21 protein-coding genes are annotated in these 24,657 nt (G+C 69.4%); 5 read left to right on the top strand and 16 right to left on the bottom strand.

From position 1 onward, the window contains the following. Positions 1-32: 32 nt before the first annotated feature. Positions 33-899 carry a LysR family transcriptional regulator gene (locus QOZ99_RS17610; RefSeq protein WP_306891309.1) on the bottom strand — a complete coding sequence of 289 codons (867 nt, stop codon included), beginning with the start codon at positions 897-899 and terminating at the stop codon, positions 33-35. A 102-nt stretch (positions 900-1,001) separates the two neighbouring features. Between QOZ99_RS17610 and QOZ99_RS17605 the strand changes: the two genes are divergently transcribed. The 5 genes from QOZ99_RS17605 to QOZ99_RS17585 are packed head-to-tail and all read left to right on the top strand — an operon-like array spanning position 1,002 to position 6,793. Further along, positions 1,002-2,456, top strand: a complete 1,455-nt coding sequence (locus QOZ99_RS17605) for an aldehyde dehydrogenase family protein (protein ID WP_306891308.1) — start codon at positions 1,002-1,004, stop codon at positions 2,454-2,456. Next, positions 2,453-3,475 (top strand): membrane dipeptidase, encoded by a 1,023-nt coding sequence (locus tag QOZ99_RS17600; protein ID WP_306891307.1) that lies wholly within the window; start codon positions 2,453-2,455, stop codon positions 3,473-3,475. The genes QOZ99_RS17605 and QOZ99_RS17600 overlap by 4 nt, the downstream gene beginning before the upstream one ends. Beyond that, positions 3,472-4,509 carry an Ldh family oxidoreductase gene (locus QOZ99_RS17595; protein ID WP_306891306.1) on the top strand — a complete coding sequence of 346 codons (1,038 nt, stop codon included), beginning with the start codon at positions 3,472-3,474 and terminating at the stop codon, positions 4,507-4,509. The genes QOZ99_RS17600 and QOZ99_RS17595 overlap by 4 nt, the downstream gene beginning before the upstream one ends. After that, positions 4,506-6,173, top strand: a complete 1,668-nt coding sequence (locus QOZ99_RS17590; protein WP_306891305.1) for a hypothetical protein — start codon at positions 4,506-4,508, stop codon at positions 6,171-6,173. The genes QOZ99_RS17595 and QOZ99_RS17590 overlap by 4 nt, the downstream gene beginning before the upstream one ends. Then, on the top strand, positions 6,170-6,793 hold the full coding sequence (locus tag QOZ99_RS17585) for a DUF3726 domain-containing protein (protein ID WP_306891304.1): 624 nt from the start codon (positions 6,170-6,172) through the stop codon (positions 6,791-6,793). Before QOZ99_RS17590 ends, QOZ99_RS17585 begins: the two co-directional genes overlap by 4 nt. Before the next feature lie 25 nt (positions 6,794-6,818). On the opposite strand, the gene QOZ99_RS17580 is transcribed toward QOZ99_RS17585, so the two are convergent. The 15 genes from QOZ99_RS17580 to yjfF form a co-directional block, all read right to left on the bottom strand. Then, complete coding sequence (locus tag QOZ99_RS17580) at positions 6,819-7,913, bottom strand: class I SAM-dependent methyltransferase (RefSeq protein WP_306891303.1); 1,095 nt, start codon at positions 7,911-7,913, stop codon at positions 6,819-6,821. Between the two features lie 161 nt (positions 7,914-8,074). Continuing rightward, the gene (gene mmsB / locus QOZ99_RS17575) at positions 8,075-9,262 is read right to left on the bottom strand and encodes a multiple monosaccharide ABC transporter permease (RefSeq protein ID WP_306891302.1); all 1,188 of its coding nucleotides are present in this window, start codon (positions 9,260-9,262) and stop codon (positions 8,075-8,077) included. Beyond that, complete coding sequence (mmsA, locus tag QOZ99_RS17570) at positions 9,259-10,884, bottom strand: multiple monosaccharide ABC transporter ATP-binding protein (RefSeq protein ID WP_442320114.1); 1,626 nt, start codon at positions 10,882-10,884, stop codon at positions 9,259-9,261. Before mmsA ends, mmsB begins: the two co-directional genes overlap by 4 nt. 11 nt (positions 10,885-10,895) lie before the next feature. Further along, positions 10,896-11,972 (bottom strand): multiple monosaccharide ABC transporter substrate-binding protein, encoded by a 1,077-nt coding sequence (chvE, locus tag QOZ99_RS17565; RefSeq protein WP_306891300.1) that lies wholly within the window; start codon positions 11,970-11,972, stop codon positions 10,896-10,898. Positions 11,973-12,066: 94 nt separating this feature from the next. Further along, positions 12,067-12,765 carry a 2-dehydro-3-deoxy-6-phosphogalactonate aldolase gene (locus QOZ99_RS17560; RefSeq protein ID WP_306891299.1) on the bottom strand — a complete coding sequence of 233 codons (699 nt, stop codon included), beginning with the start codon at positions 12,763-12,765 and terminating at the stop codon, positions 12,067-12,069. After that, positions 12,762-13,691, bottom strand: coding sequence for a 2-dehydro-3-deoxygalactonokinase (locus QOZ99_RS17555; protein WP_306891298.1), 930 nt, complete (start codon positions 13,689-13,691; stop codon positions 12,762-12,764). Before QOZ99_RS17555 ends, QOZ99_RS17560 begins: the two co-directional genes overlap by 4 nt. After that, positions 13,691-14,578 carry an SMP-30/gluconolactonase/LRE family protein gene (locus QOZ99_RS17550; RefSeq protein ID WP_306891322.1) on the bottom strand — a complete coding sequence of 296 codons (888 nt, stop codon included), beginning with the start codon at positions 14,576-14,578 and terminating at the stop codon, positions 13,691-13,693. The genes QOZ99_RS17555 and QOZ99_RS17550 overlap by 1 nt, the downstream gene beginning before the upstream one ends. Positions 14,579-14,597: 19 nt before the next feature. Further along, positions 14,598-16,403, bottom strand: coding sequence for an IlvD/Edd family dehydratase (locus tag QOZ99_RS17545; protein WP_306891297.1), 1,806 nt, complete (start codon positions 16,401-16,403; stop codon positions 14,598-14,600). Between the two features lie 28 nt (positions 16,404-16,431). After that, complete coding sequence (locus QOZ99_RS17540; protein ID WP_306891321.1) at positions 16,432-17,550, bottom strand: aldose epimerase family protein; 1,119 nt, start codon at positions 17,548-17,550, stop codon at positions 16,432-16,434. Positions 17,551-17,552: 2 nt separating this feature from the next. After that, complete coding sequence (locus QOZ99_RS17535) at positions 17,553-18,479, bottom strand: Gfo/Idh/MocA family protein (RefSeq protein WP_306891296.1); 927 nt, start codon at positions 18,477-18,479, stop codon at positions 17,553-17,555. Further along, a complete protein-coding gene (locus QOZ99_RS17530; protein ID WP_306891295.1) occupies positions 18,476-20,062 on the bottom strand; it encodes an aldehyde dehydrogenase (NADP(+)) in 1,587 nt (528 codons plus the stop codon). The genes QOZ99_RS17535 and QOZ99_RS17530 overlap by 4 nt, the downstream gene beginning before the upstream one ends. A 29-nt stretch (positions 20,063-20,091) precedes the next feature. Continuing rightward, positions 20,092-21,027: a dihydrodipicolinate synthase family protein gene (locus QOZ99_RS17525; protein ID WP_370876880.1), complete on the bottom strand. Its 936-nt coding sequence runs from the start codon at positions 21,025-21,027 to the stop codon at positions 20,092-20,094. 111 nt (positions 21,028-21,138) lie between these two features. After that, a complete protein-coding gene (locus tag QOZ99_RS17520; RefSeq protein WP_306891294.1) occupies positions 21,139-22,887 on the bottom strand; it encodes an IlvD/Edd family dehydratase in 1,749 nt (582 codons plus the stop codon). A 12-nt stretch (positions 22,888-22,899) separates the two neighbouring features. After that, positions 22,900-23,622, bottom strand: a complete 723-nt coding sequence (locus tag QOZ99_RS17515) for a FadR/GntR family transcriptional regulator (protein WP_306891293.1) — start codon at positions 23,620-23,622, stop codon at positions 22,900-22,902. Continuing rightward, positions 23,619-24,650 (bottom strand): galactofuranose ABC transporter, permease protein YjfF, encoded by a 1,032-nt coding sequence (yjfF, locus tag QOZ99_RS17510; RefSeq protein ID WP_306891292.1) that lies wholly within the window; start codon positions 24,648-24,650, stop codon positions 23,619-23,621. Before yjfF ends, QOZ99_RS17515 begins: the two co-directional genes overlap by 4 nt. Positions 24,651-24,657: the final 7 nt, after the last annotated feature.

Genomic DNA, 24,657 nt, shown 5'->3' with positions numbered 1-24,657 from the left:
TGCACATTGGCGGCAGCCTCGGCAGGCTGGCGTCAGGACGAGACGCTGCGCAGGGCGTGAGCGAACAGCGTCGCGGCCGGGGAGGGCATGCGGGCGCCGCGTTCCACCAGCCCGACCACCCGCCGTGCCTGCAGATCGTTCACCGGCAGGAAGCGCAGCGCCTGGTCGTTCGGCTGACCGCACAGGCGCGGCAGCAGCGTGACGCCGACATCCGCCTTCACCAGCGCCAGCAGCGACAGCACGTTGCGCACCGTCACCTGCGCCTGCCCGGCAATGGCACGGAAACGCTTGTCGCGGATTGCCCCATAGCCGCGATGGGCGAGAAATACCCGGCCGGCGAGGTCGTCCCAGGAAATCGGCCGGTCGAGGGCGGCAAGCGGATCCTCGGCACGGCAGACGAGGTCGAGCGGGTCGCTGAACAGCGGCGTGAACTGCCCGCCGGCCATCTGGCTGGCGCCGTTGGCGACGCCCACATCGACCACGCCCGCGACCACCGCCTCCGTCACCGACACGCTGTCCATGTCGCGCACCTCGATCTCGATCGGGCGCGGCGCGCGGCGCAGGTGGCGGATCACTTCCGGCAGCAGCGCCACCGCCACCGAGGGCACGCAGGCCACGTGAACATGGCCGACCTCATTGGCGCTGTAGGCGCGGATCGCCGCGCAGCTGCGCTCGTAATGCTCCAGGAGGTCGCGCGCCTCCTCATGCACCAGCCGGCCGAGCGGGGTGAGCCGGTTCTTGCGGTCGCCCTCGAAGAGCGGCGCGCCCACCGCCTCCTCCAGCTGCTTGAGCGTCGTCGAGATGGTGGAGACGGTGCGCCCCAACCGGTCCGCCGCGCCTTTTATGCCGCGTGCCTCGACCACCGCGACAAACACCTTCAGCGCGAGGAAGGAATACATAGGCGGCACTCCATGTTCGGTTTAGTCTAACAAACATACGACGGTTTCTGATTGACCGAACCCCTTCCCGGGCCCGAAATGGCGTCACCAGGGAAGGTTTTCATGGATATCAAGGCCAATTACATCGGCGGCGCCTGGCACGGGTCGGGCGAGGCCATCGAGAACCGCAGCCCGTCCGACACGTCCGATCTGGTCGGCCTCTATGCGCAGGCCTCGCGCGCCGATGTCGATGACGCGGTGGAGGCGGCCGGGCAGGCGGGGCCGCGCTGGGCGGCGACGCCGCTGGAGGCCCGGCTCGGCGCGCTCGACGCCATCGGCCAGGAACTGATCGCCCGCGCCGAGGAGCTTGGCCGCCTGCTGTCGCGCGAGGAGGGCAAGCCGCTCAATGAGGGCATCGGCGAGGTGCGCCGCTCGGGCCAGTTCTTCACCTATTTCGCCGCCGAAGTGCTGCGCCAGCTGGGCGAGAGCGCCGATTCCGTGCGCCCGGGCATCGAGATCGACGTGCGCCGCGAGCCGGTGGGCGTGGTGGCGATCGTCTCGCCGTGGAACTTCCCGATGGCGACCGCAGCATGGAAGATCGCCCCGGCACTCGCCTTCGGCAACACGGTCGTGTGGAAGCCGGCCAACCTCACCCCCGCCAGCGCGTTTGCGCTCGCCGAGATCATCTCCCGCCAGTCGCTGCCGGCCGGCGCCTTCAACCTCGTCATGGGCCCGGGCGGGCGCATCGGTGGTCATCTGGCGGCGCATGCGGGCGTCCGGGCCATCAGCTTCACCGGCTCGCTGGAGGTCGGCCGCTCGGTCGCGGTGCGCGCCGCCGGCCATCTCGCCCGCGTCCAGCTGGAAATGGGCTCGAAGAACCCGCTTCTCGTGATGGACGATGCCGATCTCGACCTCGCCGTCACGCTGGCGCTGAATTCGGCCTTTGGCGGCAGCGGACAGAAATGCACCGCCGCCTCGCGGCTGATCGTCCACCGCAAGGTGCACGACGCCTTCGTCGAGAAGCTGCTGGCCCGCCTGCCGGAATGGCGCGTCGGCCATGCGCTGGAGCCGGGCATCGCCATGGGGCCGGTGGTCAGCGCCGGCCAGCTCGCCGCCAATCTCGACTATGTCGCGCGCGGCACGCGGGAGGGCGCGGAATGCGTGGCCGGTGGCGAGCGGCTGGAGCGCCCCACCGAGGGGTTCTACATGGCGCCCACCGTCTTCATCGGCACGCGCAACGACATGGCGATCAATCGCGAGGAAATGTTCGCGCCCATTACCTGCGTCATCGCGGCGGGCAGCTATGAGGAGGCGCTGGCGCTCGCCAATGACAGCGAATTCGGCCTCACCGCCGGCATCGTCACCCGCTCGCTGGCGCGGGCGAACCATTTCCGCCGCCATTCGAAAAGCGGCTGCGTCATGGTCAACCTGCCGACCGCCGGCACCGATTATCACGTGCCGTTCGGCGGCATGAAGGCGTCGAGCTACGGGCCGCGCGAACAGGGCCGGCACGCGGTGGAATTCTACACCCAGAGCAAGACGTCCTATGTCTTCGCGGGCGGGGAGCTGGACCCGTGAGCGCGCGCGCCATCCTCGTCGACGGCCTGCAATATGGGCGCTGGTCGCCCGCGCTGTTCCAGCAGATGCGCGAGGGCGGCGTCAGCGCCATCCACGCCACCGTCGCCTATCATGAGAATTTTCGCGACTGCGTCGAGCATATCCTCGCGTGGAACCGCCGTTTCGCGGACCATGCCGACCTCATCCTGCCCGGGCGCGATGCCGCCGACATCGAGCGCGCGAGCCTTGAGGGGCGCACCGCCGTGTTCTTCGGCTCGCAGAACCCGTCCGTGATCGAGAGCGACCTGCGGCTGGTCGAGGCGCTCTATGCGCTTGGCCTGCGCTTCCTGCAGCTCAGCTACAACAACCAGTCGTTGCTGTGCACCGGCTGGCGCGAGGCGGAGGATACCGGCCTCACGCTCATGGGGCGCGAGGTGGTGCGCGAGATGAACCGGCTCGGCATGGTGGTGGACATGTCGCATTCCAGCGAGCGTTCCACGCTGGAGGCGATCGCCGCCTCGCAGCGGCCCATCGCCGTCACCCATGCCAATCCGCGCTGGTGGCGCGACACCGCGCGCAACAAGTCCGAGCGCGTGCTCGACGCGTTGGCCGAGAGCGGCGGCATGGTCGGCCTGTCGCTTTATCCCGCCCACCTCAAGGACGGCTCCGCCTGCACGCTGGCGAGCTTCGTCGACATGGCCCGGCGCCTCGCCGACCGGATCGGCGTCGAGCATATCGGCATCGGCTCGGACCTGTGCCAGGATCAGCCGGACGAGGTGGTGCGCTGGATGCGCGTCGGCCGCTGGACCTTCGGTGATCCCGACGCGATGGGTCTGGGCAAGGCGGCTTTTCCCGCGCAGCCGGCCTTCTTCCGCGACAACAGGGATTTCGCCACCCTGCGCGCGGGTCTCCTCGCGGGAGGATTCAGCGCGGACGAGGCCGATCGGCTGCTCGGCCTCAACTGGCTCGCCTTCATGCGCGCGAGCTTTGGTGCCGCCGCAACGCCCATTGTTCCCAGCCGGAGCGTGGCCGCGCGATGACCGATGCCAGCCTTCGCATGACCCGGCAGGAAATCGTCGACCTCGCGCTCGGCGCGCTGCTCGATCATGGCGCCAGCACTGCCCAGGCGGGCCCGCTGGCCGCCGCCATTGCCGCCGCCGAGTGCGACGGGGTCGCCTCGCATGGGCTGATGTACCTGCCGGTCTATTGCGAGCATCTCGCCTGCGGCAAGGTGCGGGCCGATGCCGTTCCCAAGCTGGAAGAGGCGGCCGATGCCGTCATCTGCGTCGACGCCGATTGCGGCTTTGCCCACCCCGCCATCGCGCTCGGGCTGCCGGCGCTGGTCGCTCTGGCGCGCCGGCGCGGGCTGGCCGCCATGGCGGTGCACCAATCCTATAATTGTGGCGTGCTCGGCTATCATACCGAAGAGATCGCCCGCGCCGGGCTGGTCGGCCTCGGCTTCACCAACGCGCCGGCTTCCATCGCCCCGGTGGGCGGAACGCGGCCGGTGCTCGGCACCAATCCCTGGTCGCTCGCGGTGCCGGACGGGGCGGGCGGCGCGGCCTTCGTCATCGACCAGAGCGCCAGCGTGGTGGCCAAGAGCGAGGTGATGAAGCGCGCCCGGGCGGGCGAGCCGATTCCCGAGGGCTGGGCGCTGGATAAGGAGGGCCGGCCGACCACGGATGCCGCGGCCGCGTTGGCGGGCAGCATGGCGCCGAGCGGGGGCTACAAGGGCGTCGGCGCGGCGCTGCTGGTGGAGGTGATGGCGGCCTGCCTCACCGGCGCGACGCCGGGCATCGCGGCCAGCCCCTTCTCCGGCCCGGCCGGCGGGCCGCCGCGCACCGGCCAGTTCTTCCTCGCCATCGACCCCGTGGCGACCTCGGACGATGCCTTCGCCGCGCGCCTTGCCATGGTGCTCGCAGCGATGGACGAACAGGGTGCCCGGCGCCCCGGTGCGCGCAAATCCGCCGCGCGGCGGCGGAGCGAGGAGGCCGGCGTCGCCGTGAACGCCGCGACGCTGGCGCGCTGCACCGCGCTGCTGACGCCACGGGACGGGGGAGAGGCCGCGTCGTGAACCGCCCCATTCCCGAGCCCGCGCTGGCGTTGCGGGCGCCCGACGAAGTGATGCGGCTGGAGTGCCTGGGCGCCTCGCATCCCACGCGGCTGAGCTTCCTGCGCACGCTGATGCGGCGGGCGGCGCGCGAGGGCTGGCGCTTCACCCGTCCGCTCTGGGAGATCGACGCCGAGGGCTATGGCCGTGCCCTCTATCAGGTGGATACCGGCGCGCGGAGCTACTGCCTCGTCGCGTTCTCCCACTACCTGCCCGAGGAGCGCCGCACCGACCGGGTGATCGCCGAGGCATGGGACACGTCCTACGCGCTCTATGACGGCGTGCCGGACCGCGACGAACTCGACCGGCTGGAGGCCAATGTGCCGCGCCAGGAGGCGGGGCGGTTCACGGCGCGTGAACTCACGCTCTCGCGCGCCAACAAGAGCGTGCGGCTGTTCGACAGTCTGGTGGCGACACTGGCCAGCGGCGTGGCGCCGGGCCGGGCCGCGATCGACGCGGTCGGCTATCTCATGCGCACCACCGCCGTCTATGGCAATGGCAAGTTCGGCATTGCCGATCGCGATGTGCTGCGCGACCGGCCCGAACTGGGCGGACCCTTTCAGGCCGAGATGCTCACCGTCTGGCTGATCCGCTCCTTCACCCTCGACCTGGCCGAGCACTGCGCCCGCGCCCTCGGCGGCGACCGGGCGGTGCCGCTGGAGCCGGATTTGCGTCGGCGCATCGGCGTGGGCAATTCGACCGGCCTCGGCATGGCGCCGTTTCTCGTGCGCCATCCCACGCTGCTGCATGCCTGGATCCATGCCCGCGAAACGGCGCTGGCGCGGGTGCGCGCCTTGCCCGACATCACGCCCGGGCAGCATGGCCACCTCCTCGCCGCGATCGACCGCGCGCGGGAAGTTGCCGGCCGCTGGACCACCATCGATGCCGTGCAGAGCGCGCGCATCGCCGGGTTGCGGGCGGATCTCGACCGCCTGCACATGGCAGCTGTGAGCCTCGACCCGGGCGTCGATCATCCCTGCGACCGGCTCTATCGCTTCGCGCGCGTGGCGCTCGGGCTTGAGGCCCGCGAATATGCGGCGGCGCTGCTGATCGAGCCGTTCGGCGCGCTGGTGGACGATCTCGCGGATACGATGGCGGTGGACGAGGACGCGCTCTGGCGCATGGACGGCACGCTGCCCGCACATGCCCTGCTGGCCCGCATCGACGACGCCTATGGCTGGGCGGCAGCGATCGACTTCGCCGATCCCGCCAGCGATGCGCGCTTCTGGTATGTCTCGGCGGACAAGCTGGAGCCGCGCCTCGGCGAGCGCCGCGAGGAGCCGGGCGCCGATCGCGAGCAGCCGCTTGCCATCGCTCGCGACGTGATGCGGCTGCGCGCCCATCTCGCCACGCTGCCCCCCGAGCGCACCGTGGCCGAGATCGTGCTGGAGCGGCCGGACTGGCGCCATGTCGTCCAGCGGGTGCTGCTGCTGTCGCGCGACCATCTCTATGGCGAGGTGCGCGACAACCTGCTCTCGGCGGCGCTGCGGCCCATCGACTTGCTGCGCTGCAAGCTGGCCTTTTTCGGTGCGGATCAGTTCGATCCGCGTTCCGACCGCTGGCTGCGTATCTCGATGTTTCGCGGCGCGCCCTTTCCCGAGGAATTGTCGGCGGGGGAGGCGGCATGATGGATCTTTCGCTCAACGAGGTGGAGACGCTGGCGGCCAAGGCGGCGCGCGGCGCCGGCTGCAGCTGGGGCGAGGCGGACGAGATGGGCCGCGCGGCGCGCTGGCTCGCCCATAGCGGCCTTGCCTTTGCGCCGACGCTGATCGCCTTCCTGGAGGCGCGGGGGACACTCGCCCGTCCGCGTGCGGTGGATGGGCAACTGGAAGCTCCCGGCCCGGCCTGCCCGCTCGCCACCGGCTGCTGGCTGGTGGACGGGGCGGGCGCGTGGACCATGGTCGATCTGCCGGACGTGGCGTTTCCGCTTCTGCTGCTGCCCTTCGCCGCCCGCGCCGCGCATCTCGCCGGCCGGCCGCTGCGCTTCACCTCCCGCGAGGGCGCGTGGACGCTGACGGCTTTGGGCGAACTGAGCGGCGATGAGCCTGGCGGGGTGAGGTCGGAGGGCCAGTCGCGCGTGGCCTGCACCGGTGATGTTCCCTCGCCCGCACGGCCCGTGCATCGCCGCGCCGCGATGGAGGCGGCGGATCTGCGCGTGCTGCAGACTTACGCGCTCAACACCTGCGTGCCGGAATCGGAGGGCTCGCGCAGCCGTGGCGCCGGGGGCGGCGGCACGGATGACGATTGAGCCGGGCGGGTCCGCGCCGTGCGGATCACGCCTTGCGGATCACCATGAAGCAGTGGACATAGTCCATGGCATGGCCGGCCGGATCGGCGGCGACGGCGTCTTCATAGGCGCCATAGAAACGGTCGATGATCGTCCGCCGCTCCTCCAGGGCGCGCGCGGGGTCCAGCGCGCTGAAGAACGTGCTTTCCGACCAGGAGCGCAGCGTCGGCACATAGGCGCGGGCGAAGGCGCGGGCATCGCCGTGTCGCTCGAAATCCGCCCGGTAGGGACAGGCGGTGACGCGTGAGAAGATCGTCTCCAGCCTGAGCCCGGCGCGGCGCACCGCCGATTGCGGGTCCGTGAAGGGCGCGGCGAATTCCTCCTGGGTCTTGTAATATTGCTGGAACGCGGCCGCGCGATATTCGTCCGCATTCAGCGTGCCGTCCGCCGCCAGCGCCCGCCAGTGGGCGGCGAAGCTGTCATGCATGTTCACCCCGCCGGTCCAGCCGAGATAATGGCCATTGGCGTCGATGCTGAAATTGGCCATGACCAGCACGCCGCCGGCGGCCAGTTCGCGCGCGCGGGCCAGCAGGATGGTCTCCCAGTCGGCCAGCGACTGCGCGCGGTTGGCTTCCTTCTCCGCCGGGCTCGCGCCGACGGCGTGGGTGTGATCGGCGATGAGGCCCGGCGAGCGGCTCAGCCAGTGCATGGCGGTGGCCGAGAAGCCGAAATGCAGCGCCCCGTCCGGCACGATCTGCCGGTAGAAACTGGTGCCGCTGGCGAAGGCGAACACGCCGGGTTCGCGCCCCAGCCCGTCCTCGGCCTGCAGCATGCCGAACAGGGCGGAGAAGTCATTGCCCGGCAGGTCGGTATAGGTGAGGGCGATCGGCAGGCCGGCGGACCGGCCGCGCAGGGCGCCCACCACGCGGCGCATCAGGTCCAGCGAGGTGCCGCCATCCGCCGCGCCGAAATCGGCGATGGAGAACACCCCCGGCCCGGCCGGCAGGTCCATGCCGGCAATGCCTTCCAGCGCCAGATCCGTGGCGGAATCGATGACGCTCTTCGCCCCCGCCGTGTTGCTGCTGTAATAGCCCGCGCCACGCATGGCGATGAGAGGGGACTTCACTGCGCCAGCACTCATGATGTCCATCCCGGCCACGTCGCCATGAAACGCTGCCGTCAGATTAATCAGTGCCGCTTGCGTGGCCAGAACGAAACGGCGCAACCGCCTTTCGGTTTCCTCGAACCCCGCGCGACGGGAGGTCGCGCTCCCGTCGCGCGGGTGCGGGCAACGCGCCGTGCTCAGGCGCGCCGCTGGTTGTAGACGTCGAGGCAGACGGCGCCGAGCAGGACGAGGCCCTTGATGACCTGCTGGTAGTCGATGCCGATGCCGAGAATCGACATGCCGTTATTCATCACGCCCATGATGAGCGCGCCGATCACCGCGCCGCCGACCTTGCCCACGCCGCCATAGGCCGAGGCGCCGCCGATGAAGCAGGCGGCGATGACGTCGAGTTCGAAGCCGAGGCCGGCCTTCGGCGTCGCGGTGTTGAGCCGCGCGGCGAAGACGAGGCCGGCCAGCGCCGCCAGCACGCCCATGTTGACGAAGGTGAGGAAGGTGAGGCGCTCGGTCTTGATGCCCGAGAGCTTCGCCGCCTTCTCGTTGCCGCCCACCGCATAGATCTGCCGGCCGATCGTGGTGCGGGTGGTGAGGAAGGCATAGAGCGCGATCAGCGCCACCATGATCACCAGCACGTTCGGCAGGCCGCGATGGGAGGCGATGAGATAGGCGAAATAGAGGATGATGCTGAACAGAAGCAGGTTCTTGCCGAGGAAGAAGCCGTAGGGCTCCGTCTCGATATGGTGGGCCTCCTGCCGCGCGCGGCCGCGGAAGTTCAGCCACACCATGGCCAGCGCCAGCAGGGCGCCGATGGCCAGCGAGGTCGGGTAGAGCGCGCCGGCATCGGGCACCATTTCGGGGATGAAGCCGGAGGAGAGCTTCTGGAAGGTGGGCGGGAAGGGCCCCACGGACTGCCCGGCGAGGATGGCCAGCGCCAGCCCCTTGAACACCAGCATGCCCGCCAGCGTGACGATGAAGGAGGGGATCTTGAAATAGGCGACCCAGTATCCCTGCGCCGCACCGATGGCCCCCCCGAGCACCAGGCAGATCAGCGTGGCGGGGATGTAGTGGATGTTGAACTTCACCATCAGCACCGCGGCCACGGCGCCGACGAAGCCGGCCACCGACCCGACCGACAGGTCGATATGCCCGGTGACGATGACCAGAAGCATGCCCAGCGCCATGATGACGATGTAGCTGTTCTGCAGCACCAGGTTGGTGAGGTTGAGCGGCCGCAGCAGCGTGCCATCCGTCACCACCTCGAAGAAAATCATGATGGCGAAGAGGGAGATCATCATCCCGTATTCGCGCAGGTTGCTCTTCAGGAAGCCGGCGTGCTGCGGCTTCTCCTTCAGCGCGGCTTCGCTCATGCAAGTAACTCCTTGGGACGTGTCTCGCCCTTGCGCATGATGGCGCGCATGATCTTCTCCTGGGTGGCCTCGCCGCCGGCGAACTCGCCGACGAAGCTGCCCTCATTCATCACGCAGATGCGGTCGCAGATGCCGATGAGTTCGGGCATCTCCGAGGAGATCACCACGACGCCTTTGCCGGCATCCGCCAGCTCGTTGATGATGCAGTAGATTTCATATTTGGCGCCGACATCGATGCCGCGCGTCGGCTCGTCGAGGATCAGCACTTTGGGATCGGTGAACAGCCATTTCGACAGCACCACCTTCTGCTGGTTGCCGCCGGAGAGCTTGCCGGTCTCCTGGAAGACGCTGTGGCAGCGGATGCGCATGCGCGCGCGGTAGTCGGCGGCGACGCGCAGTTCCTCGACATCGTCGATCACCCGCGCCGGGGCGATCGCCCGCAGGTTGGCCAGCGTCACGTTCTTGCGGATGTCCTCGGCCAGCAGCAGGCCGAGATGCTTGCGGTCCTCGGTGACATAGGCGAGGCCCGCGTCGATGGCGCGCCGCACCGTCGACAGGTCCGCCTCGCGGCCCTCGATCTCGGCGCGGCCGCTGATCTTCTGCCCCCAGGCGCGGCCGAAGATGCTCATGGCGAACTCCGTCCGCCCGGCGCCCATCAGCCCGGCAATGCCGACGATTTCCCCGCGCCGCACCTCGAAGTCGAGATTCTTGATGACCTGCCGGTCGGCATGCTGGGGATGGTAGGCCGACCAGTTCGACACCTTGAAGATCGGCTCGCCGCCGGCGGGGCCGGGAGATTTGGGCTCTCGCTTGGGGTAGCGGTGCTCCAGGTCGCGGTCGACCATCTTGGCGATGATGCGGTCTTCCTCCACGGCGCCGTCATGGCAATCCATGGTGTCGACCGTGCGCCCGTCGCGCAGCACGGTGATGCGGTCGGCGACCTTCGACACCTCGTTCAGCTTGTGCGAGATGAGAATGGAGGCGATGCCCTGCGCCTTGAACTCCAGAAGGAGGTCGAGCAGGGCGGCGCTGTCCTTTTCCGACAGGCTGGCGGTCGGCTCGTCCAGGATGAGCAGGCGGACCTTCTTCGAGAGCGCCTTGGCGATCTCCACCAATTGCTGCTTGCCCACCCCGATATTGGTGACGAGCGTGTCCGGCGATTCCTCCAGCCCGACCTTGGCGAGCAGTTCGCGGGTGCGCCGCTGCACCGTGCCGCGGTCGATGATGCCGAACCGGCCCGGCGGGTTGGCGATGAAGATGTTCTCGGCGATCGACATCAGGGGAATCAGGGCAAGTTCCTGATGAATGATGATGATGCCCACCGCTTCGGAATCGGTGATGTCGCGGAAACGCCGCTCCTCGCCGTCGAACACGATCGCCCCGTCATAGGAGCCGTGCGGGTAGACCCCGCTCAGCACCTTCATCAGCGTGGACTTGCCCGCGCCGTTCTCGCCGACAAGGGCGTGGATCTCGCCCGGTCTGACGGTGAAACGCACATCGCTCAGCGCCTTCACCCCGGTGAAGTTCTTGCTGATGCCCTGCATTTCGAGAAGAGCGTTCATCGCTGCGCTCCGTTGCGAAGGGACCCGCGCCGGACCATGGGTCGGCGCGGGTCGCGATATCGGGTTGAGGATCAGTTGATCTGGCCGGGCTTGTAATAGCCCGAGCCGACCAGCACGGCTTCCCAGTTGCTCTTGTCGACCACAACCGGCTTCAGGAGATAGGACGGAACGATCTTCTTGCCGTTGTTATAGGTCTTGGTGTCGTTGACCGTCGGTTCCTTGCCCGAGAGCGAGGCGTCGACCATGTCGGCCGTCACCTTGGCCAGTTCGCGGGTGTCCTTGAAGATGGTGGAATACTGCTCGCCGGCGAGGATCGACTTCATCGAGGGCACTTCCGCGTCCTGTCCGGTCACGACCGGCATCTTCATGCTGCCGGAGCCGTAGCCGACACCCTTGAGCGAGGACAGGATGCCGATGGACAGGCCGTCATAGGGCGAGAGCACGCCGTCGAGCTTCTTGTCGGTGTAATAGGCGCTCAGAAGGTTATCCATGCGCGCCTGGGCGGTGGCGCCGTCCCAGCGCAGGGTCGAGACCTTGTCCATGCCGGTCTGGCCGGAGGCGATCTTCAGCGTGCCGTTGTCGATCAGTGGCTTCAGTACCGAGAGCGCGCCATCATAGAAAAAATACGCGTTGTTGTCGTCCGGCGAGCCGCCGAACAGCTCGATATTGAACGGGCCCTTCTTCTCGGGATAGCCGAGGCCCTTGAGCAGCGATTCCGCCTGCAGCACGCCGACCTGGAAATTGTCGAAGGTCGCGTAATAGTCGACATTCGGCGTCTCGCGGATCAGCCGGTCATAGGCGATCACCTTGATGCCCTTGTCGTGCGCCTGCTTGAGCACGTCGGACAGCGTGGTGCCGTCGATCGAGGCGATGACCAGCACCTTGGCGCCCTTGGTCACCATGTTCTCGATCTGCGAGAGCTGGTTGGGAATGTCGTCTTCGGCATATTGCAGGTCAGTGGTGTAGCCGCGCTCCTTCAGCACCTTCACCATGTTGTCGCCGTCGGCGATCCAGCGGGCGGAGGATTTGGTGGGCATGGCGATGCCGACCGTGCCCTTGCCCTGCGCGGCGGCGGGAGCGGCGAAGGCCAGCGCGCCGAGCGCGAGGGTAGCGAGTGTGGCGGCAAAGGTCGTCGTCAGGCGTTTCATGTAGGTCTCCCGTGGGTGGATCGGTGGCCGCGCTTGCGTGCCGGTTTCTTGGCGGGCCTCGCCGGAGCGGGCGCCGCTGGTCGTGGGACGCGCCTCAGCTGGGGGCGTGCCGAATCTCCGTCGGTGTCTGCGTTGGCGCGGGACAGGCCGCGTCATAGGCGGCGATGATCGCGCGGGCCCTGGCGCGCACCTCGTCGGCGCCGGCGCCCGGCCGGTAGAGGCTGGAGCCGAGGCCGAAGGTGCGGATGCCGGCGCGCGCATAGGCGGCGAATTCGTTCTCGCCGACCCCGCCCACGGCGCCTACCACGGTGCCGGCCGGCAGCACCACGGTGATCGCCTGGATGATCGAGGGCCCGAGCAGGTTGGCGGGAAAGAACTTGAGCGCCGAGGCGCCGGCTTTCACCGCGGCCAGCGCCTCGGTCGGGGTCAGCACGCCGGGCATCGTCACCATGCCGTGGCCGCTGGCCCGGGCGATTACGTCGCCATCGACATTCGGGCTCACCATCAGCCGGCCGCCGGCGGCCGCAAGCCGGTCGACATCCGCGCTCGTGAGCACCGTTCCCGCGCCGATCAGCACGCCGGACGGGGCGAGCCGGGCGGCCGTCTCGATGGAGCGGAACGGATCCGGGGAGTTGAGCGGAATCTCGATCGCCTCCAGCCCTTCCTCGATCAGCGCGCCGACGATCGCCTCGGCCTCAGGCGGAGCGATGCCGCGCAGAATGGCGACAAGCGAGCGACGAAGGCCCGGCCAGGCAATGCGGGCGGGGGAGGCAACCGAGGAGGGGGTAGTCATCGAGAAACCCTTTCGAGACGGAAGGCGATCAGCGCGGCCTCATGCAGTCCACGGCGCACGCAATCCTCGGCGTCGAGTTCGTCCGGCACGGCGAGGCCGGCAATCGCCAGTGCCTGCCGATAGAGCGCGGCACTGGGCCCGGAAGCGATCAGCGTCACCGCCGCGATCGCGCCGAGCCGTTCGCGGGCGCCGGCGATTTCCAGCCCGATCAGCAGGCCGGACAGGCGCGCCAGCGCGGCATCGGCCGGCCGGTCGGCCAGCAGCCAGCCTGCCCGCAGCGCGAACAGCGCGTTGCCGATCGACGCCGGCGCGGCCAGCGCATCCGCGACGCCCGCACTGAAATCGGGCGAGCTCGGATCGACCGGCGCGCCGCCCTGCAGCGCCGGCGCCAGCACCGAGCGCTCGCGCAGCAGCTGGAACAGCTCGCCGGTCATGAAGGTCACGAACCGCGCCACCGCGCCATCCGTGAGCTGGACCCATTTGCCATGCGTGCCGGGCAGGCAGGCGAGGCCGTCATGGCCGCGCCGGGCCAGCGCCAATAGTTGCGTTTCCTCGCCACGGATCACGTCGGGATGGATGGGATCGCGCTGGGCGATGCCGGGCAGGATGTGGATCAGCCGGCGGGCGGAAGGCACATGCGTGCCGCGGGCCGCCAGTTCGTCGAGCCGCACGGGCGCGTCGAGATAGGCGGCCTCGACCCAGCCGCTGCGCGAGCCGACCATGCCGCACATCATCACCGACACGCCATCGCCGATGCCGAGCGCCGCGAGGTGGGATTCCAGCACCGCCTCGAAACCTTCCGCCGCCGAAGCGGCAAGCCCCTGCGCGCTGCGCCGCTCGCCGAGCACATGGCCCGTGCGGTCGAGCGCCCAGAGCCGGAAGCTCGACGTGCCCCAGTCGACCACGACATGCGAGAGCGTGCCCATCACAGCGCCCCCAGCCGCACGCGCGGTTCGGCCCGCCCGCGCGTGCCGATATCGAGGATAAAGGTGCGCCCGTGCTGCGGATCGGCGGCGCGCGCGGCCTCGTCCATGCCCTCGAAGGCGGAGGTCACGAGTACGCGGTCGAAGCCGGCACCGACGAAAACCGGGCAGCTCGTCTGGCGCGCGGGGGTCGCGATGGCGCGCACCAGCCGCCCTTCCGGGGAATAGGCGTTGAGCCGCGATCCGCCCCAGATGGCGCACCAGATCAGCCCTTCGGCATCGGTGACGGCGCCGTCCAGCCCGCCCTCGCCGGTGTGGAGATGCAGCACCGCCGGCGCCTCCAGCGGCAGGCCGGTCGCCGGATCCAGCCGCACCCGGTGGAGCCGGTTCGCCGCCGTGTCGGCGAAATAGCCCATAAGCCCGTCCGGCGAGAAGCAGATGGCGTTGGGAATGGTGATGCCGGGAAATAGCGGTGTCACCGCGCCCTCCCGAAAGGCGTAGATCGTGCCGGCCCCCGGCTCGGCATGCCGGCCCATCGTGCTGAACCACAACGTGCCGCTCGGATGCACGCGCGCATCGTTGGAGCGCGTCGCGGCATTATCCGCCTCGACCGGGGCGAGCATGTCGAGCCGCCCGCTGGCGATGTCGCGCAGCACCAGCCCGTCCTCGGTGACGAGCAACTGGCGCTGCGCGTCGACGCTGGCCAGCGCGCTCGCCATGCGAGGCAGGGCGTGGACGTTGATCGCGCCCGTGTCGAGATGCGCCTCGAACAGCTGCCGCTCCAGAATGTCGAACCACCACGCGGTGTCGGTCGCCGCGTCATAGCCCGGCCCCTCGCCGAGATGGCAGCGCTGGCCGCACAGCATCATGGCGATCGCCGGCTCCGGCATGGCGTGAGGGGGCGCGGTGCTAGTGATTGTCACGCGGCATCCCCTTGGTCTGGGCGATGCGCTGGTAGCGCACGGCCGGTTCCAGCACGGCGCCGGTCTCCAGCTGGCCGACCAGCGCGCGCTGGATCTCCTGCCAGGGCGTCTGGCTTTCCGGATAGGCATAGCCGCCCGCCGCCGCCAGCGCCGCGCGCCGGGCCGCCAGTTCCTCCTCGGGGACCAGCATGTCGGCGCTGTTGCGCCGGAGGTCGATGCGCACGCGGTCGTCGGTGCGCAGCAGAGCGAGCCCGCCGCCGACCGCCGCTTCCGGCGAGGCGTTGAGGATGGAGGGCGAGCCCGAGGTGCCGGACTGCCGCCCATCGCCGATGCAGGGCAGCGCGTGGATGCCGGCCTTGATGAGGTAGTCGGGCGCGCGCATGTTCACCACCTCGGCCGCGCCGGGATAGCCGACCGGGCCGGCCCCGCGCATGAACAGGATGGTGGTTTCGTCGATCGCGAGCGCGGGGTCGTCGATGCGGGAATGGTAGTCCTCCGGCCCGTCGAACACCACGGCGCGGCCCTCGAAGGCCTCCGGATCGGCCGGGTTGGACAGATAGCGGTCGCGGAACTCGGGCGAGATGACGCTGGTCTTCATGATGGCGGAAGAGAACAGGTTGCCGCGCAGCACGCGGAAACCGGCCTTCTCCTTCAGCGGCTTGCCATAGGGGCGGATCACCGCCTCGTCCTCGATGACCTTGCCCTTGCAGTTCTCGCCCAGCGTACGCCCGTTCACCGTGCGCGCGCCCTCGGCGATAAGTCCCTGTTCCATCAACTGGTTGACCACCGCCGGCACGCCGCCGGCATGGTAATAGTCCTCGCCGAGATACTCGCCAGCGGGCTGGAGATTGACCAGGAGCGGGATGTCCTCGCCATGGGTCTGCCAGTCGTCGATGGAGAGTTCCACGCCGACATGGCGGGCGAGCGCGTTGAGGTGGATCGGCGCATTGGTCGAGCCGCCAATGGCGGAATTCACGCGGATGGCGTTGAGGAAGGCGTCGCGGGTGAGGATGTCGGAGGGCTTCAGGTCCTCGCGCACCATGTCGACGATGCGCAGCCCGGTGCGGTAGGCGATTTCCTGCCGGTCGCGATAGGGCGCGGGAATGGCGGCCGAGCCGGGCAACTGCATGCCCAGCGCCTCGGCCAGCGAGTTCATCGTGGTCGCCGTGCCCATCGTGTTGCAATAGCCGGTGGAAGGCGCCGAGGACGCCACCAGCTTCACGAAGCCGGCCTGGTCGATCTCGCCCGCCGCCAGCAGTTCGCGGGCCTTCCACACGATGGTGCCGGAGCCGGTGCGTTCGCCCTTGTACCAGCCGTTCAGCATCGGCCCGACCGAGAGCGCGATCGCGGGGATGTTGACGGTGGCCGCCGCCATCAGCAGGGCCGGCGTGGTCTTGTCGCAGCCGATGGTGAGGACGACGCCGTCGAGCGGGTAGCCGTACAGGGTTTCGACGAGGCCGAGATAGGCGAGGTTGCGGTCGAGACCGGCCGTGGGGCGCTTGCCGGTTTCCTGGATCGGGTGCACCGGGAATTCGATGGCGATGCCGCCCGCCTCGCGGATGCCCTCGCGGGTGCGCTTGGCCAGCTCGATATGGTGGCGGTTGCAGGGCGAGAGGTCGGAGCCCGTCTGCGCGATGCCGATGATCGGCCGGCCGGACTGCAATTCCTCCTGGCTCAGCCCGAAATTGAGATAGCGCTCAATATACAGCGCCGTCATGTCGATATTGGCCGGGTTGTCGAACCAGGCCTTGGAGCGGAGCGGTCGGTCGGTCTGCGGTGCCTTGCCGTGCATGCTGGTTCCCCTGGCGGGCCCCCGGAATTCAGAGGGTCGAGAAGCGGTAGAGCGAAACGTGGCGATAGGTCTCGCCCGGATCGAGGCGGGCCGAGGGGAAGTCCCCCCGGTTCGGCGTGTCGGGCCATGCCTGCGGTTCCAGGCAGAAGGCGTCGGACTGGCGGTGCAGCCGGCCGAACTTTCCTTCCGCCGTCCCGTCGAGGAAATTGCCGGAATAGAATTGCAGCCCCGGCTGGTCGGTGAGCAGTTCCATCACCCGGCCGGAGCCGGGATGCTCGACCCGGGCGACGAAGCGCGGGGCGCGCGTGCGGCCCCCGCTCAGGCAGTAATTATGGTCGTAGCCGCGCCCGAGCCGCAGCTGCTCCTGCGCGGAGCGGATATCCGCGCCGATCGCCTTGGGGGTGCGGAAGTCGAACGGCGTGCCGGCCACCGGCGCCGGCCCCCCGCGCGGAATGGCGAGGGCGTCGACCGGAAGGTAGCTGTCGGCGGCCAGCGTCAGCACATGGTCGAGCACGTCGCCGCCCTCTGCCACGCCCGCGAGGTTGAAGAAGCCGTGATGGGTCAGGTTCACCAGCGTCGGCCGGTCGGTGGTCGCCTCGAAGGCGATGGACAATTCGCGCGGGCCAGTCAGCGCATAGGTCAGGCGCACGGCCAGCGTGCCGGGAAAGCCCTGGTCGCCATCGGGCGAGACGAGGCCGAGCGTCACCGACGGCGCCGGGCCATCCGTGATCGCCTCCACGCTCCAGACCCGGCGGTCGAAGCCGTCCGGCCCGCCATGCAGCGCGTTGGGCCCGTCATTGGCGGGCACGTGGCAGGTAATGCCGTCCAGCGTGAAGCTGCCGCCCTGGATGCGGTTGGCATAGCGCCCCACCGCCGCGCCGAAATAGCGCCGGTCGCTGGCATAGGGGGCGAGGCTGTCATGCCCGAGCACGATGTCGGCGCTCACGCCGTCGCGGTCCGGCACATGCAGCGCCTGCACCGCCGCGCCGAAGGTGAGGATCGCCACTTCGAAGCCGGCGTCGCCGATCAGGCGCAGCCGTTCGATCGCGGTGCCGTCGGCAAGGGTGCCGAAGGGTTCGCGCCGCAGGCGGGCCGTCCGGGCCAGATCCGAGTCCAATTCCAGGTCCGAGTCCGAGTCCAGATCCATCATCAATACTCGAAAGGCTCGACCTGCGCGCGCCGGCCAAGCAGGAAGGCGTCGGCGACGAGGGCGAGCGGGGCGAGGTCGACATCGGACGCGCCGCGCGCGATCAGGTCGACGAAATGCCGGTAGATGCCGGCATATTCGGCTTCCTTCTCGTCGACCAGCGTGGCGCCTTCGTGAAACAGCTTCGCCCCGCCGGAGGACAGGGTGAGGAGACCCTCATCCGTTTCCACCCGGATGTCCCAGGTCTGCGGGCCGGTCTGCAGGAAATCCAGCTCGGCGCGGATCGGCAGGCCCTGCGCATCGGTGAGATCGAGTTCGGCGGCGATCGGGGCGTCGCGATTGGCCGGAAAGGCGAGATGCGCCGATGTGACGAAGACCGGGCGCGGCAGGATGCGGGTGAGGATCGACAGCGCGTTGATCGCGGGGTCGAACACGCCGAGCCCGCCGGGCTCGAAGATCCACTCCTGCCCGGGATGCCACACGCGTACATCCTCTTTCCACTCGATCGTGACCGAGCGCAGCGTGCGCCCGGCCAGCAACGCGCGGGCCGGCTCGACCGCCGGGGCGAAGCGCGAGTGCCAGGTGGCGAACAGCGTGCGGCCGGAAGCCTGCGCGGCGGCAATGAGCGGCCCCAGTTCGCTCACCGTGGCGCCGGGGGGCTTTTCCAGCAGCACATGCTTGCCCGCCTCCAGCGCGGCCTGCGCCTGCGCGCGGCGCACCTGTGGCGGGGTGCAGAGCGCCACCGCGTCGATCGCCTCGCCGCTCGCCAGCAGCTCGTCCAGCGTGGCGAAATGGGCGACGCCCTCCAGCGCCGCGTTGCGGCTGGCAATGGCGGCGAGCGCGATGCCCTCCGTCTTCGCGATGGCGGGAATGTGCTGGTCGCGGGCGATCTTGCCGAGGCCGACAATGGCCAGACGTAGGGGGCTCATGAACGCGGTTCCCGTGGCGTTTCCGGCACGCCGTCAAGGAGGCGGGGGAGGTTGAGGGGGTTGCCGTCCCGCACGGCGGCGGGCAGCAGCGCCTCCGGCAGATCCTGGTAGCAGACCGGGCGCAGGAAGCGGCGGATGGCGAGCGTGCCGACCGAGGTCGAGCGCGGATCGGACGTGGCGGGGAAGGGGCCGCCATGCACCATGGCATGGCACACCTCGACACCGGTCGGCCAGCCATTGGCGAGGATGCGCCCGGCTTTTTCCTCAAGGATCGGCATGAGCCGGGCGGCGAGCGGGTGATCCTCCGCCTCCAGATGCAGCGTGGCGGTCAACTGGCCCTCGACGGCCCGGGCCACCGCCAGCATTTCGTCCGCATCCTCGCAGCGCACCACCAGCGAGGAGGCGCCGAACACTTCATGCGCCAGCCCCGCCGCGCCGATGAAGGCGTTCGCATCCGTGACGAACAGCGCCGGGCGGCAGGCATTGGGCCCACCCTCCTGGCCACCACGGGCCAGTTCGGTGGCGCCGGCCTGCGCAAGCGTGGCGACGCCTTTGGCGTAGGCGCCGGCAATGCCGGGCGTGAGCATGGTGGCGGAGGGAGCGGCCTCCAGCGCGGTGCCGGCGCTGGCGAGGAAGCGGTCGAGATCGCCGCCGGCCAGCGCGATGACGAGGCCGGGATTGGTGCAGAACTGGCCGGCGCCCAGGGTGAGCGACCCGACAAAGGCGGTGCCGAGCGCCTCGGCCCGCGCCTTGAGAGCGCCGGGCAGCAGGAAGACCGGGTTGATACTGCTCATCTCGGCATAGACCGGAATCGGCACCGGGCGGCTATTGGCGATGTTGACCAGCGCCAGCCCGCCGGCGCGCGAGCCGGTGAACCCGACGGCCATGATGCGCGGATCCGCCACTAGCGCGCCGCCCAGCGCGTTCGAGGTGCCGGAAACCAGCGAGAACACGCCCTCCGGCAGGCCGGCCTCGGCCACCGCGGCACGAATGGCGCGGCCGACCAGTTCCGATGTGCCGGGATGGGCGGGGTGGCCCTTCACGATCACCGGGCAGCCGGCGGCCAGTGCCGACGCCGTGTCGCCGCCGGCCACCGAGAAGGCGAGCGGGAAGTTCGAGGCGCCGAACACCGCCACCGGCCCGATGCCGATATGGCGCAGGCGCAGCTCCGCGCGCGGCAGCGGCTTGCGCTCAGGCAACGGTGAATCGAGCCGCGGCTCGTCCGCCCCGCCCGCGCGCACCCAGGTAGCGAACAGGCGCAGCTGGCCCGTGGTGCGGGCGCGCTCACCCTGCAGGCGCGCGGCGGGCAGTCCCGTCTCCTGCGCGCCGCGCTCGATCAGGGCATCGCCGATCGCCTCGATCTTCAAAGCGATCAGGTCGAGAAAGGCGGCGCGCTGCTCCGGCGTGGTGGCGCGGTAGAGCGGAAAAGCCGTGGCGGCGAGAGCGGCGGCGGCGGCGACTTCGGACGGTCCGGCCTCGGTGAAGGTCGGCGCGAGGGTCTCGTTGCGCGCGGGGTCGACGGCGCGAAAGGTCGTCTCGCCCGCCACGTCGCGGGAGCCGATGAGCGCGGCACCGGTCAGCATGTTCACGGCTCCTGTCTCCATCTCGCTCATCACTTCCCCCATTTCAGCACGAGGGGATCGAGCCGGCGGGCGAGTTCCAGCAGCCCGGCGCGTGTGGCGGGGTGAACCGGCGGCAGCGGCGCGCGCAGCGTGTCATGGGCGATGATGCCGCCTTCCTTCATCAGGATCTTGGCGGTGGCGAACCCGGCCTGCCGGTTCTCGTAATTGATCAGTGGCAGCCAGCGCTCATAGGCCTTGAGGGCGGCCTCGCGATCCCCGGCAAAATAGGGATCGATGATCGCGCGGATGCCGTCGGGACAGCCGCCCCCGGTCATGGCGCCGGTCGCCCCGGCGTCGAGATCGGCCATCAGGGTGATGGCTTCCTCGCCGTCCCAGGGGCCGATGATGGCATCGCCGCCGGCCTCGATCAGCGCGCGCAGCTTGTTCGCGGCCTGCGGCACCTCGATCTTGAAATAGGCGAGGTTCTCGATCTCGCGCGCCATCCTCGCGAGCAGCGGCACCGAGAGCGGCGTGCCGGCGACGGGGGCGTCCTGCACCATGATGGGGATGGAGATGGCATCCGAGACGGCGCGGTAGAAATCGATGATGGAGGCTTCCGGCACGCGGAAGGTGGCGCCGTGATAGGGCGGCATGACCATCACCATGGCCGCGCCCATCTCCTGCGCGCGCTTCGAGCGCTCGGCGCAGATATGCGTGGCGAAATGGGTGGTGGTGACGATGACCGGCACGCGCCCGGCGACATGTTCCAGCACGGTGCGCATGACCAGATCGCGCTCGTCATCGCCGAGCACGAACTGCTCGGAGAAATTGGCGAGGATGCACACGCCGTGCGAGCCGGCGTCGATCATGAAGTCGATGGCGCGCGTCTGGCCCTCGAGATCGAGCCGGCCTGTCGCGTCGAACACGGTCGGGGCGACCGGGAAGACCCCCTGGTAGGGACCGGCGGCGGAAGTGGTCGTCATCATGCACCCTTCGTGGAAGTGGGCCGTGAAGTGGGCCGTACGAACTGGTCCTGAACCAGGGATGGAGACCGCGTGACCCGACCCGATTGCGCGGCAATCCGATCGGCGCGGGCGCTAGTGATTGTCGCGGGGGACCGGCGAGCCGGTGCGCCCCACGAGGAAGTCGAGATCGGCGCCGCGGTCGGCCTGCAGCACATGGTCGATGTAGAGCCGGGCATAGCCGCGCGTCGCGTGCGGGGCGGGCGGCACCCATTGGGCGCGGCGCTCGGCCAGTTCGTCGTCGCCGACATGCAGGTGGAGCGCGCGGGCGGGCACGTCGAGCGTGATGAGGTCGCCGTTCTTCACCAGCGCGAGGGGCCCGCCGGCGGTCGCTTCCGGGGCGACATGCAGTACCACCGTGCCATAGGCGGTGCCGGACATGCGGGCATCGGAAATGCGGATCATGTCGCGCACGCCCTCGCGCAGCAGCTTGGCCGGCAGCGGCATGTTGCCGACCTCGGCCATGCCGGGATAGCCCTTGGGCCCGCAATTCTTCAGCACCATGATGCAGGAGGCGTCGATGTCGAGCGCCTCGTCATTCACGGCGTGGTGCATGTCCTCGACGCTCTCGAACACCACGGCGCGGCCGGTATGCTGCATCAGATGCGGCGAGGCGGCGGAGGGCTTGATCACCGCGCCGTCCGGCGCGAGGTTGCCCTTGAGGATGGCGATGCCGGCATCCGGCTTGAACGGCGCCTCGAAGGAGGTGATGACCTCGCGGTTCCAGTTGGGCGCCTTCTCGACATTCTCCCACAGGGTGCGGCCGTTGACCGTGAGCGCCTCCTTGTGGAGCAGGCCGCGCTCGCCCAGCGCCCGCAGCACGGCGGGCAGGCCGCCGGCATAGTAGAAATCCTCCATGAGGAAGCGGCCTGACGGCATCAGGTCGACCAGGCAGTGGATGTCGCGGCCCAGCCGGTCGAAATCGTCGAGCGTGAGGTCGACGCCGACCCGCCCGGCAATGGCCAGAAGGTGCACCACCGCATTGGTCGAACCGCCGATGGCGGCCAGCGTGCGGATGGCGTTTTCAAACGCGGCGCGGGTGAGGATGTCGGAAGGCTTCACATCCTCCTTCACCAGATCGACGATGCGCCGCCCGGCCATGCGGGCCAGCAGGTTGCGCCGCGCGTCCACCGCCGGGATGGCCGCGTTTTCCGGCAGGCCGATGCCGAGCGCTTCCACCATCGAGGCCATGCTGGAGGCGGTGCCCATGGTCATGCAACTGCCCGAGGAGCGGTTCATGCCCGCTTCCGCCTCGTGGAACTCCTCAAGCGTCACCTCGCCGGCGCGCAATTGCTCGCTCATCGAGATGATGTTGGTGCCCGAGCCGATGATCTGGCCGCGATAGACGCCGCGCAGCTGCGGCCCGCCGGAGACACCGATGGTCGGCAGGTCGGCGGAGGCCGCGCCCATCAGCAGCGCCGGCGTGGTCTTGTCGCAGCCCATCAGCAGCACCACGCCGTCGAGGGGATGGGCGCGGATCGCCTCTTCCACATCCATCGAGGCGAGGTTGCGGAACAGCATGGCGGTGGGGCGCATCGTCACCTCGCCGAGCGAGGAGACGGGGAATTCCAGGGGATAGCCGCCCGCATCCAGCACGCCGCGCCGCACATGCTCGGCGAGGTCGCGGAAATGGATGTTGCAGGGCGTCAGCTCGGACCAGGTGTTGCAGATGCCGATGACGGGGCGGCCGTCGAAGCGGTCCTGCGGCTGGCCGCTGTTCTTGAGGAAGGAACGATAATAGAAGCCCATCTTGTCCTGGCGGCCGAACCAGGCCTGGCTGCGCAGCTTCTTCGTGTCGTCGTGGCTCGAACCGTCGTCGTTCATCGGGGCACCCATTCAGCCTGCCGCGCCGTGGCGGCGCAGGCCGTTGAAGATCACGTTGGTCATGGCGGCGGCGGCGGCCTGCGCGTCCGCGTCGGCGATGGCCTGGACGATGCGCTCATGCGCGGCCACCGCGATCTCGTGCTCGCGCGCGTCGCCCGGCGCGGAAAGCAGGAAGGAGGAGCGCAGCGCCGCCTCGATCACCGCGCCGATGGAGCGCATGAACGGATTGCCCGAGGCGGTGGCAATGGCGACATGCAGCGCGAGGTCGGCCTCGGCGAAGCCGTCCGAGGCACCCGGCTCCTGCCGCATGCGCGCGACCGCCTGGCGCATCAGGGCAAGGTCCTCCGCGCTGCGCCGCTCGGCGGCGAGCGCGGCCGCGCGCGGTTCCACCGCGAGGCGGATTTCCGAGAGATCGCGCAGGAAGCGCTTGTCGATGCCGGCGTCGAGGTGCCAGGCGAGCACGTCGGGGTCGAACATGTTCCACGCGGCGCGCTCGCGCACCACCGTGCCGACCCGCGCCTTGGTGGACAAGAGGCCCTTGGCCACCAGCGTCTTCACGCTCTCGCGCAGTACTGGGCGGGAAACCCCGAACAGCAGGATGAGCTCGGCATCGCCCGGCAGCTTGGCGCCCTCGCCATAGCGCCCGGCAATGATGTCGATGCCGATGCTGCGTGCGATTTCCGCGTGGTTGGAATGGGCGCGGCGGGCGGGAATGACGATGATCTGCGACGTCACGGCCGGACGACTCCCTGTGCGATGGCCGCCGGAGGCGGCGGAGACGGCCGCCCGGAGCGGCGCGCCGGACGACGGGCGAGGTGGAGCGTGATCTGCTGGAAGGCGATGAAGGCGAAGAGCAGCAGGCCGGTGGCGATCTTCGCCCACCAGCTCGACAGCGAGCCGTCGAAGCTGATGTAGGTCTGGATCAGGCCCTGGATCAGCACGCCGACAAAGGAGCCGAACACGAAGCCATAGCCGCCCGAGAGCAGGGTGCCCCCGATCACCACCGCGGCGATGGCGTCAAGTTCCACCCCCACCGCCGACAGCGAATAGCCCGAGGATGTGTAGAGCGAGAAGACGATGCCGGAAAGTCCCGCCAGCACGCTGGAGAGCGTGTAGATCAGCACCGTGGTGCGCGGCACGTTGATGCCCATCAGCGCCGTCGCCGCGCGCGAGCCGCCCAGCGCATAGACGTTGGCGCCAAAGCGGGTGAGGTGCAGCAGCACCATGCCGCCGATCACCACCGCCAGCATGATGATGGCCGGAACGGTGAGCCGGGCGCCGCTGCCGAAGCGGATCGCGTGGTCGGAGAGGTGGGCATAAAGCTCGGCGTTGATCGGGATCGATTCGGTGGAGAGCAGGAAGCTGACGCCCCGCGCCAGGAACATGCCCGCCAGCGTGACGATGAAGGCCGGCAGCTCGAAATACTGGATCACCGCGCCCATACACGCGCCGAAACCGGCGCAGATGACGAGGATCAGCACGAAGGCCAGCAGCGGGGGCACGCCCCAGCGCTCGATGGCCAGTGCCAGGAACACCGTGGTGAAGCCGATCACCGAGCCGACCGAGAGGTCGATGCCGCCGGAGATGATGACGAAGGTCATGCCCACCGCGACGATGCCGAGAAAGGCATTGTCGGTCATCAGGTTCATCACCACCCGCATCGAGGCGAAGTTCGGGTAGACCAGCGAGCACACCAGGAAGCCGGCGAGGAACACCGCCGTGGTGGCGAGGACCGGCATCAGGCGGGCGAGCGAGCGGATCATCCAGGCC

Origin of the sequence: Ancylobacter amanitiformis (genome assembly GCF_030814815.1) — a bacterium.
GTDB lineage: Bacteria > Pseudomonadota > Alphaproteobacteria > Rhizobiales > Xanthobacteraceae > Ancylobacter > Ancylobacter amanitiformis.
The sequence above is the reverse complement of the archived record's forward strand: the minus strand, read 5'-3'. Positions and strand labels throughout refer to the sequence as shown.